6 protein-coding genes are annotated in these 10,893 nt (G+C 43.8%); 4 read left to right on the top strand and 2 right to left on the bottom strand.

From position 1 onward, the window contains the following. The first annotated feature begins 291 nt into the window (after nt 1-291). Together NE665_RS22540 and NE665_RS22545 are read left to right on the top strand one after the other, a co-directional pair. On the top strand, nt 292-849 hold the full coding sequence (locus tag NE665_RS22540; RefSeq protein WP_117444976.1) for a beta-glucosidase: 558 nt from the start codon (nt 292-294) through the stop codon (nt 847-849). Between the two features lie 465 nt (nt 850-1,314). Then, nucleotides 1,315-2,088 carry a C39 family peptidase gene (locus NE665_RS22545; RefSeq protein WP_117444978.1) on the top strand — a complete coding sequence of 258 codons (774 nt, stop codon included), beginning with the start codon at nt 1,315-1,317 and terminating at the stop codon, nt 2,086-2,088. Between the two features lie 281 nt (nt 2,089-2,369). On the opposite strand, the gene NE665_RS22550 is transcribed toward NE665_RS22545, so the two are convergent. Together NE665_RS22550 and NE665_RS22555 are read right to left on the bottom strand one after the other, a co-directional pair. Further along, on the bottom strand, nt 2,370-5,579 hold the full coding sequence (locus NE665_RS22550; protein ID WP_117444977.1) for a UvrD-helicase domain-containing protein: 3,210 nt from the start codon (nt 5,577-5,579) through the stop codon (nt 2,370-2,372). Next, nucleotides 5,572-8,271, bottom strand: a complete 2,700-nt coding sequence (locus NE665_RS22555; protein ID WP_117444975.1) for a PD-(D/E)XK nuclease family protein — start codon at nt 8,269-8,271, stop codon at nt 5,572-5,574. The genes NE665_RS22550 and NE665_RS22555 overlap by 8 nt, the downstream gene beginning before the upstream one ends. A 397-nt stretch (nt 8,272-8,668) precedes the next feature. Between NE665_RS22555 and NE665_RS22560 the strand changes: the two genes are divergently transcribed. Further along, entirely contained in the window at nt 8,669-9,307 is a 639-nt protein-coding gene (locus NE665_RS22560; protein WP_117444974.1) for a hypothetical protein, read from the top strand. 718 nt (nt 9,308-10,025) lie between these two features. Further along, on the top strand, nt 10,026-10,893 hold an 868-nt coding region (locus NE665_RS22565), incomplete at its 3' end, for a hypothetical protein (RefSeq protein WP_256302646.1).

Raw genomic sequence — 10,893 nt, forward strand, 5'->3', positions numbered from 1 at the left:
TTTTATATAAGAAAAGGACACCCACACAAAAAGTGAAAGGGTATCCACACAGTTTGTTAGATAAGTCAAAAAATGGCAACACACAAGTTTAAAGGTATGCCACAACCACACACAAATTTAAAGCGCCAAAAGAAGAACATATAGTATAAAGGGCTGTATGTTCTTTTTCTGTACAAAATGTGAAGGCTTTCTGAAGATCAGCGGAACCCACAATTTCACAAGATTGTTTGACAACATACGCGGCTAGTGTTGTTATACTACAGGTAGAAAGACACAAGGAGGTTTCTGTTTATGCAATGGAAATTGACTCACAAGCACAATCATGCGTGCATTGAAAATAAAGGTGGTAAAACACTCAGCTATGATCCCAACCTCGGTATTCAGATTATCGAGCAGGACGGCTTTGCTTTTAAAGATCTGGACAATAATGGTAAGCTGGATCCCTATGAGGATTGGCGTCTGCCGCTTACACAGCGAATTCAGGATTTTACCAGCCGTTTTGTTTTATGGCAGGAGGGCGATTGTTTATATTATCGTAAGGGAAGAATTGAATTATCCAGAGAATTCTGTGACTGGATGGAATTTTGTAATTCCCGCACAACCATACTGCAGGCAGCTGATTTACAACAGGAGGATGAGGAATACCTCAGGGAAAACTATATTCTGGCAATGCTGCTGCTGATGTTTGATAACGACTTTGACACCGGAAAGGAAGATTATCTGCTGCAGCTGATTGTACAGAGTATGGATTTGGGCGTACTGGAAAATATCATCTACTCTATCATGGAGGCTTTAAAAAAATATGTGACGAAGCGCTCTGCGGGTGTACAGCAGGAGCTTATCTTATAAACAGCACGAAATTGTGCTGTTTTGTTTTTACATTTGATACACACTGCCAGAATTGTTCCTGCATTTGATATTACCTATATTTAGTATTGTGGAATACCTTCCTTTTCGCTATAATTTCGCTCATAGAAGAAATGGAGGGATGTCCTGAAGACCTTTATGCTACACCACCCTAATTGCATGAATGCGATATGCATTCGTTTGACCCCAGAAAAAAGGCCATACGGACAGCCAGGTCAAATGCCGATTATTGTGACTGTAAAGTCTTGTTGTTGGTTTAAAGCCAGTTTTATGAGTATTGATACTTGTAAGATCAATAAGAGTAGTAAAGGCAGACATTTGTCGTATAGACTCAGGATATCTCGTACAGTTTATTGTTGTAAAGCATAATATTCATACAATACAACGGATATAATAGGATCAGTTTGCATATGCAGGTATCATGCTCACAAAGAAAGTGAGGACATGATGAAAAAAGCGATTATTCTTAGTATGGCAGCGGTACTTCTTTGCGGCTGCAGTGTGAAAACGGAAGAAAAAAAGAACACGAGTGATGAAATGAAAATAACACAGACGGTAGACCTGTCAAAGGAAGATGGTGCGGACAGTGTCGAACGTGCGGGTGATCAAAAGGATTCACCATATTTCAAGCATCCGGATTTTTATAATATGAAGTCAACAGACACGCTGACCCTATTACCAAAATTTAAAACGATCCAGCAAACGAGTGAATGGAGCTGCGGTGTGGATTCCGCTCTCATGGTATTGCAGTATTATGGAAAGCTCGGTAAGCATAACGAGGAAACACTTGCGCAGTTTCGTACAAATAAGCTGAAAAATGAGGCCACCTCTTTGAAATCTATGATCCGTATATTTGAAGGCGTCGGCGGCTTTCAGATTCACTCAACGTATGACTACAAGGCTGATGCGTATGAACGCATTGATCTGGCGATGATTCAAGACTATTTAAAAAAAGGTGTGCCGGTGATGGTGGCATGGAATGACTGGGGCGGACACTGGCAGGTAATCATTGGATATGATACCATGGGAACGGAAACGACACAGGATGATGTTCTCATCATGGCGGATTCCTATGATACTACAGACCATAATCAGGACGGCTATGGTATTTATCCTGCTGAACGCTTTTACTATAATTGGACGATGTATGATTTCTTTTCAAAGAATTACGGATTAGCAGAAAGAGACAAGCTGTTTATTGCTGTAGAACCAAAGGAATAGGAGAAAGGAAGCTGTACTGTCTAACAGTAACGCACGTTCTGTGCAAAGTCTTTCAACCAGGTAATGAATAAGGTAGTGGCTTAGCGCCTTCTGGCACTTGTCATACTGCAGATTATTCCGGAAGCAAAAGAAGCAGGGAAACAACAATAATCCGTAAGGATGTTGATAATGATACATGAGAAATAAGGGATGCTTCTAATGGAAACGACATTGTCGATGTACAAGCAAGTAAAAAGACAGAATCACGTCCTGTGGCTTACAGGCTTTGATTCTGTCTTTTATTATAATACAGGTATCATCCTATGCAGATGCAATGAATATATACTGGCTGTTATGCCGGCGTTCGGATACAGGATATACATCGCTTTTTTATACATAGCAAGCTGTCCCTTATATCGCTGTATGAATTCCGTATCCGCCTTGAGGGAATCTGTCTTAAAATCTATGATGATTATGCGATCCTTCAGGATGCTGACAAAATCCATATAGCCATGTAAAATCTGTGATCCGTCCTTTACCATAAAGGGCATTTCGTGATGAACCTCTCCAACGTATGCCGACTGGTATTCCGAATCGCTTCCCAGCTGCAGCAATGTCTGAATATCCCATTCTTTCAGCTCACACAGCTGCTGATTAGAAGCATGGAGGATGGATGCACGACTCCATGCCGGGGCATGGAGTGCTTCAATCATTTTGTGCATCATGGTTCCATAATCACTTCCCTGCATGTTATTGTCAAATGTAAAGGCAGGCAGCTCCCCTGCTTCCTGTGCAGATGCGGTTACCAGTTCTATGGTTCTGGCAGGCTTTTCATATACCTGAAAAGGATGGTATACACTCGCCTCTACCTGCTGCACCTCATTGTGCCAGAGACGGTGCACCTCCTTTATGGTAAAGAGAGGGCTTGGGTTGCATAGAAAGGTCTGTAAAATCCATGCGGTATACCCGTTGCGGTTGTATATCTGGGACATGCTCAACGGATGCCTGTAGGCATCCAGGTCAAGGATACAGTCAACGATATGCATCTGTGTCTGTGCACGGGTGGTTGCCACATAGAGAATGCGCATTTCCTCCTCCAGCTCTTCCTTATCTTTTTTATGCTCCATAGCGATTCGCGGTATCGTTGTACGGACAAAGCGCTGCGGCAGCTCCATTGCCTTCATTGCAAGTCCCAGCTCGGAATCACTGATACAGAAATCCTTAAATTCAATCGGTGTCTGCTTATCGGTGGACCAGAGGAATACAACGGGGAACTGCAATCCCTTGGACTGGTGGATACTCATAACACGTACCACATCCGCCTCGCTGCCAATCGGAATCGCTTCTGCTGTCTGAGCATCCTTAATCTGTTCAATTTGTGAAAGGAAGGCAGATAATCCAAAGGCATACTGATCCTCAAACTGCACGGCCTTTTCAAACAGCAAATCCAGATTTGTTTTTTCCTGAATGCTGGTATGCAGACGATAATAATCCTGCAGTTCGTACAGCTTGTTTAACAGCTCACTGATGCGCAGCTTTCCATTTTGGAAAATCAGCTCCTGTAAAATTTCAAATCCGGGAAACGGATGCTCACAGAACCAGGAATAATAGGACTGTCCTTTTTCCTTTTGCAGTTTGGCCTGTGCAAAATCCATGGTTGATTTACGAAAGAGAGGTGACAGCATGACGGCTGTGAAGCTGATGTCATCATGCGGATGTAAAATACACTTCATCGCGGACAGGATAACCTGTACGGCATTGGACTGGTAAAATCCATATTTGATATCGATGAAATACGGGATATTGAGCTCATCGAAAATTTTCTTCATATCATCCTTGCGGGCATTACCACGAACGAGGACAACAAAATCCTTCCATTTCCGCTGCTCCCGTTCCTTGATTTCCAAAATCTGATTGGCGATGTAGCTTGCCTTCAATTCATTTTTTGAAACGATCAGACCCTCGGCTTCCTTGATTTCGTTATGAAATACAGCATGGAAACAGATGGGAACATTATCCTCGTTCTGAGCGGGAACACCGGTTTCTACATCATCCTCTTTTGCATAGCTGCAGGAAAAGCCATCTATGTTCATCAACAGCTTAAACAGGTCGTTATTGAAATCGACAATCATTTTCTTGGAACGGTAATTATTTGAAAGATAGATGACCTCATCATACGCACCGCGATGATCGATCAGTCCCTTCATCAAAGACGGCTTGGCATGACGGAAGCCGTAAATGGACTGCTTGATATCTCCGACGCGGAATACATTATTCTTTCTGCAGATCAGCATAACGAGCTGATTCTGTACGTCGTTGCTATCCTGAAATTCATCCACCATGATTTCCACGAATTTTTCACGATAGATATCGGCAACCTGACCACCCTTCGCCTGTAGAATTTCCAGGGCGAAATGCTCCATATCGTCAAAGTCGATGACCTTATGCTCTTCCTTTATCCGTGCGTAGGCATTGCGATAATCTCTGCACATTTCCACCAGCTTCTTTATATAAGGATACAGATAGCGGATATCCCGCATAAATTCATCCTCACTGAACAGGATTTCCAGCTGTGCATCCTCCAAAGCAAGCAGACCTTTTCTCAGGCGTGCATATTCCTTATCCTCCTTGTCCAGACTTGGAGGTACAACAGCATGCACAATAGCGAGAAAGGCAGCGCGGTATGCCTGATAATCCTGCTCCTGCAACGCCTGATGCAGGTCTGAAAGCGCAAGCAGCTTCTGTTGTACAATGGCATGCTTTTTTACCTGATCATCATATTTCAATCGATACAGCTCATCAATGCGGGTCAGTGTTTCTTCATAGCGCGCAGTTTGCACAGCCAGATATTCAAAGAAATTCTCGTAGATTTCCTTAGGCAAATCCTCAAGCAGACGCTTTTCATGATAATTTTCAGGCAGAGAGTCCAGCCAGGCCTTTGGATTGGATTTGCTGGAGGCCAGCACTGCAAGATTCAGAATCATTGAGCGTAAGGCATCGTCATTTTCTGCCCTTGCTGAAAACATCTGACACAGCTGCAGAAAGCTGGCATCCTGCAGCTGATACTGCTGTGCAAAGGCTTCCTCTAAAGACTGCTGCTGAAACAGGACCATGGTACCGTTATCCATAATACTTTTGATACGCTGCGGATCCAGACCGAGGATGTAATAATATTCCTGAATAATGGATAGGCAGAAGGAATGAATGGTGGAAATATGCGCAGTCTGTATGCTTGTCAGCTGTCTGGTAATATAGCTTTTTTCCTCTTCTGTGTGGGCGCTGATCAGTGCCTTCTGCAATTCTGTTGCCAGACGTTTTTTCATTTCATTCGCGGCGGCCTCTGTAAAGGTCATGGCAAGAATGGAGTCAATGGAAACATGATCCTTCATAACCAGATCCATCAGACGTGCAATCAGCACGGTGGTCTTACCGCTTCCTGCGGATGCGGATACCAGGATATTGCGTTCCTTTGTCTGAATCGCCTTCAGCTGCATGGGGTTCCATTCAGGCATCTTCCTCACGTCCTTTCTGTTGCTGATAGATATCATCCTCAACCTCTACCAGCTGTGTTTTTTCGGCATAAATTCCCTTAAATCGGCAGATTTCATGATAAGTACAAAACATGCAGGCCTCTTCCATCGGCATACAGCGGATGTCCCCGTTTCGTATTCTGTTTCCTATCATTTGATACATCTGTGTGAAATAGCGTTCGATGCTGTTGAGGTCATACAGCTTGCGCGGCTTTACGACGCCCTCTTTATTCTGACTCACACCAACGATGTGTGTGCCGTTGTCATCCAATGCCTGTATATCACTGTCCATAACCCAGCCGTTCATGCGATGTGCCTTGTGGCGAACTTCTTCGTATTCCTCTTTACTGGATGGAAGGTGTGTTACCGGCTTTCTTCGGGACAGCTTTCCTGCGGTATACGGGATGTTCTCATTCTTTAAGGAAACATAGAAGGAGCCCAGTACGCGTTTATGAAATTCCTTGCTGCAAACGATGGAATAGGTCAGCAGCTGCAGCTGCAATGCAGCGAATACGTTAGCCTCCGACAGCATTTTGGCAGAGCTTTTATAATCTAGAATACATAGGAATTCATCAGATGCATCAATACGGTCAATATATCCCTTTAATGCAAGGCTGATATCATCCCCCAAGGGAATGCTGTAATGAAACTCTTTCTCACGCAGATATGGAGATAATATGGAATGCTGTTCAAATTCATCCAGCAGTGACAGGGTCTGTGTCATAGAGGTCAGAATTCGCTGTGCCACATTCTCCAGCTTTTTTTCCAGAGATGGAAACACATCCTGCATGATCTGAATTTCCTTCATCAGTACTTCTTCGATTTTCTCCTCAGCCACCTTGGTATAAGCCTTCCCATACTGTCCTGTGAAGGTTTCCAGCAGATAATGGGCAAGGGTTCCGGCATAGGAATCCGGAAAGCCGATCTTCATAGGTTCCCGCAAGGAAAGTCCATAACGCAGAAAGTAGGAGAACGGACATTTTACATAGCGTTCCAGAGCAGAAATGGAGCCGCGGATCGTTCCGTCTTTGACAAACAGAGCCTGTGCCATTTCAGGAGACAGTGTGATGCTGGTGGAAACCGGCTCATAGCTGCTGTACAGTGGATAGGCTGCTGATCGTGCCTTCGGATTTGCCAGCTGCTTCTGGACATATTCCTCAATTTCCAGAGCTGCCTCCATTCCTTTTCCCTCATAGGTACCCAGCGGATAGGAAACATATACTGCAGGTGCTGCATACAGCATGGCGGATACCTGATGCAGATAAAACTGATAGCGGCGTTCCATGGTAGGATAAGAAGAAATGAGGGCATGATAGTTCTCGTCAAAGATGCCTTTTTTCGTTTGAAAGGCAGGATAATCCTTTTGCGTACATCCCATAAGAAACAAATGCTTTCGGCAGAAGGGGGAATTACGCAGATCACAAACGATGGCACCGCTTCTTTCCTTCGGAGCACTGCTTTGCGTCATACCATCAAGAAAATATAAAAAGAATGCGATATCCTCTTTTTTTAATATATAAGGATGAAGCTCCTTCAGCATAGCCTCAATATCCAATAGGATTTTGGTATCTGCACTGTCCTTGTTTAAAGATTCCCTGACATAGGCAGCAACGGTCTGAATCATATCTGCAATCGATTTTGGATGTTTCAGGGGAAGCAGATAGTCCACGAGCTGCTGGCGTACCAGCTCCGCCTCCTCCTCCAGCTTTTGCAGCTTTGCCAGCTCGAGTGCATCGAGAATATGTCCTTCATCCCCGATCTGCTGCAAATGGTCAAAGGACTCCTCAATATCACAGGAAAATACATCCAGATAATCCTTTAGCTTCTGCAGCTGTTCCATAGGTACAACACCACAATCCAGAACACTGTGCAAAGCGGCCATATCCGGCTTCAGATAATAGGAAAATAATGCGGAAAAGCGGTGCGGCAGGATACTTGCATGGGAGTCCTGCATAAGGGTATACGGAATTTGATAGCGCTGAAAAATCTGTGCAAGAACCGGCTTATAGGTCGCATTGGCAAGCGTGATCTGGATATCATCCGCATCCAGATCATGCTCGATGATATATTGTGCACAGGCTTCGATTTCCTGCCGCTTGTTTACAGCATGGAAAAACGACGGCTTTGGCTCATAAACCGGCGGCGTACAGCGCTGTGCTCCCTGATCAACCAGTGCCTGTATGAGCTGTTCCTCCTCCAGGGTGTGATACACATCCAGAATATGCAGATCATCCAATCGCTTCGTTTTTATATTCGCTAGCGCTGCACGCTGCTGCTTGGAGGGCACGGCAATATCGCCGAGCTGTGAGAGAATGGAAAATAGTTCTTTATGTGATTCACTTTCCTGCGGCAGTGCTTTCAGGGGGATGCTCCAGAAATACAGGGAATCCAGAAATGTTCTGCATTCATTCAGAAATACAGGGGAATCTGCCACCTCCCGATAGATTTTCAGCTGCGGAAGGATTGTCTGTACTCGCTGCTTATACTGATATAAAGCAGTATGTCTGGATGGTACCGCCACGTTTGCCTGCTGCTGCAGCCATCCCTGCAGGGTATTCAGCTTTAGTCCCAGCAAACCGCTGCGTGTTTTTAAAAGCTCCTCGCGTAGTGCCGCATGTAGGTAGGCTGGAGCAATCAGGGTGGAGCCAGGACCCAGTGTCTGTAAAAATGTCATAGTATACCTCCCGTAAGTACTGTTCATTCTTTTTGCGTGTCTTAACTACCTGTTAATCATATCATATTGCCCGCATAACAGCGATGAAAAACAATATGTATATATATGGTAAAACTCTGCTATACGCAATGCTTTGCGTGCAGATGTGTGCGAAAGCCACAGGACTCATCATATAAGTAGTATGATTATAATATCAAGCAGAAAAAAATACAAATGAAAAACGAAGGAATGTCACCGTTCCTTACTAGTCTAGGGATGGAAATCCTACAAACTTACCTTTCCGGACCAAATGGTAAAAAAGGCGATAATGAAAGGCTGAAATTGTATTTTTAGGCATTTTATTACAGGTGGGGATATGATAAAATACAAGCGTTGAAACAAGTTGGGAAGTGATGGTATGAAAAAGTATTTTCAATTTAAAAAAGAAGAAAAAGCAGTCCTGGCAATCGGTATGCTGGTGATTGTTGTTGTTTTAGCTGCAGGATTGCTGAAACAGAAATTTGTGAAGGCGGAAGTCTATGTACCATTGACAGAGGAACAACAAAGCGTCAATGCGATTGCCGCCAAGAAAGAAACCTTCGTCATAGAACAGAATGCAAAGCTGAGTCAGAAAGCGGAGACCTATGTGAATGCGGATTCCGATGCCTTAAAAAAGGTTCAACTGGATCTGTCTGCTGTTGATGTTACAGCACCGGGCAGTTATCAGGCATTTGCATCGTTACAGAAAGAGCGTGTATCCTTTGTAATCAAGGTTGTGGAAAGCGCAAAGCCGGTTATGCAGGTGGCACATGCGGATTTTCAGTTTGTTATTGAATCCAATTCCACGATGCAGGAGGTACGGGAGTATGCAGGCGTTACTGCGGTAAATGCATCCGGAAATGATTTGTCGGCTTCCATTACGGGGTGGGATGAGGAGCTGCCTGCTGAAGCAAAAACAGTTACCTATCAGCTAAGCGTTAAGGATGCTCAGGGACAGAGCGCTAAAAGGTCTGTGCGTGTCCAGTATTTGCTTCCAAAAGAGGAAAAGAAGGACTAACAAGGTTTCGATAAGATAGAAAAAATGAGTGTGGATAAGTGCTGTTTTTGAACAGTATCCGCATTCTTTTTTTGTGCTGGATGTAAGAATATTGATTTCATGCTTTCTTATCGTACACCCTTTGATGCTATATCATATTTTGCAGAGCCGGTGCATAGAAACGTCAATATAATTCCGATTGCGAAAGCAGATATGCAGTTCACCTGATTTTCTGTAATGAATGCTGTGAATCAAAGAGCCTTTGGTGAAGGGATACTTGATTCATGTTGCTATTTGTCTAAGAAAACATGTTATCACACCCTTTTCGCCGTAAGAATACATGAGTTTTTACTATATTTTCATGAGGATATATGCTAGACTGTAGTTACGAAAAAAGGAGGGGCTGACCCATGAGAAACGATATAATAGATACAAGCATGCCACATGCATTCCATACGCAAAAGCCCCGGCCTTGCTATTGTAGAACTGCCTGCTAGAAGCTTTTTTTGTTATGCTTCTAACCTTTTGACTGATCCTTTCAGCTGCATGTACAGCACACCATCGCTGAGCATCGGTTGTCGGCGGTAAGTGCTGTCTTGCTTATACAGCACCGCCTACCGCCTGTAAATACGGACTTTCATCAGCTTTTTTTGCTTATGAAAGCAAAAGCAGAACAAGAGCTCCACCTGATCATATTCCTGAAGTACAAGAGAATTGCAGAGAAAGAAGGGATATGATTATGAAGGAACACACAGAAGCTGCGTCTATGATTACTCATTACGATGATAAAAAAGCATACGATATGTATTGTAAAAAGCTGTTGTCAAACAAACAGATACTCGCCTATGTCATGAAGGGCTGCATTCCGGAATTTGCAGATATTCCACTGAAGGACATACCGTCCTATATCGAAATGTCTTCCATAAATAATACTGCTGCGTGCACGTATATCGATGATAAGCAGATCGAGGTCACGGATGAATCCATACCGGGATCACAGATCAAATACGATATCCAGTTTGAAGCAGCGCTACCCAGGAAGCAAGAAAATACAGAAAAGAGCACATGCGCTGAAGAGCGACTTCGCATGATCATCAACCTGGAAAGTCAGGCAAAGGATAATCCCGGGTATCCTCTGATCAAGCGTGCCTTGTATTACTGCGGCAGATTGATGGCAAAGCAGAAGCATCCAAAGGAAGGATTTCAGCATTCCGATTATGGAAAGATTAAAAAGGTCTGTTCCATATGGATCTGCATCGGTCACAGCAATCAAAAGAACGATGTCATCAATACCTATAGGATACAGGAAACATGTGAAACAAACATATGGCATGCAGCGAAGGAGGACTACGACCTGATAACGGCAGTCATGGTATATCCGAAAAAGGAAGCCGTACAAACAGAGAGGGGAATACCAAATGCAGTGGAGCAGAAGGATGAGAATAAGCAGAGACTGCTGGAGCTGTTAAAAATATTGTTCATAAAAAATCTCGCAATAGTGGATAAAAAGGAACAATTGCAGAAGGGGTATGGTATACTGATGGAGAAAGAGATAGAAGAGGAGGTCATGGATATGTGCAACTTTAGTGATTTTATCGAGCAGAGAG

The organism is Clostridium sp. DFI.1.208 (assembly GCF_024463855.1).
Classification (GTDB): domain Bacteria; phylum Bacillota_I; class Bacilli_A; order Erysipelotrichales; family Erysipelotrichaceae; genus Clostridium_AQ.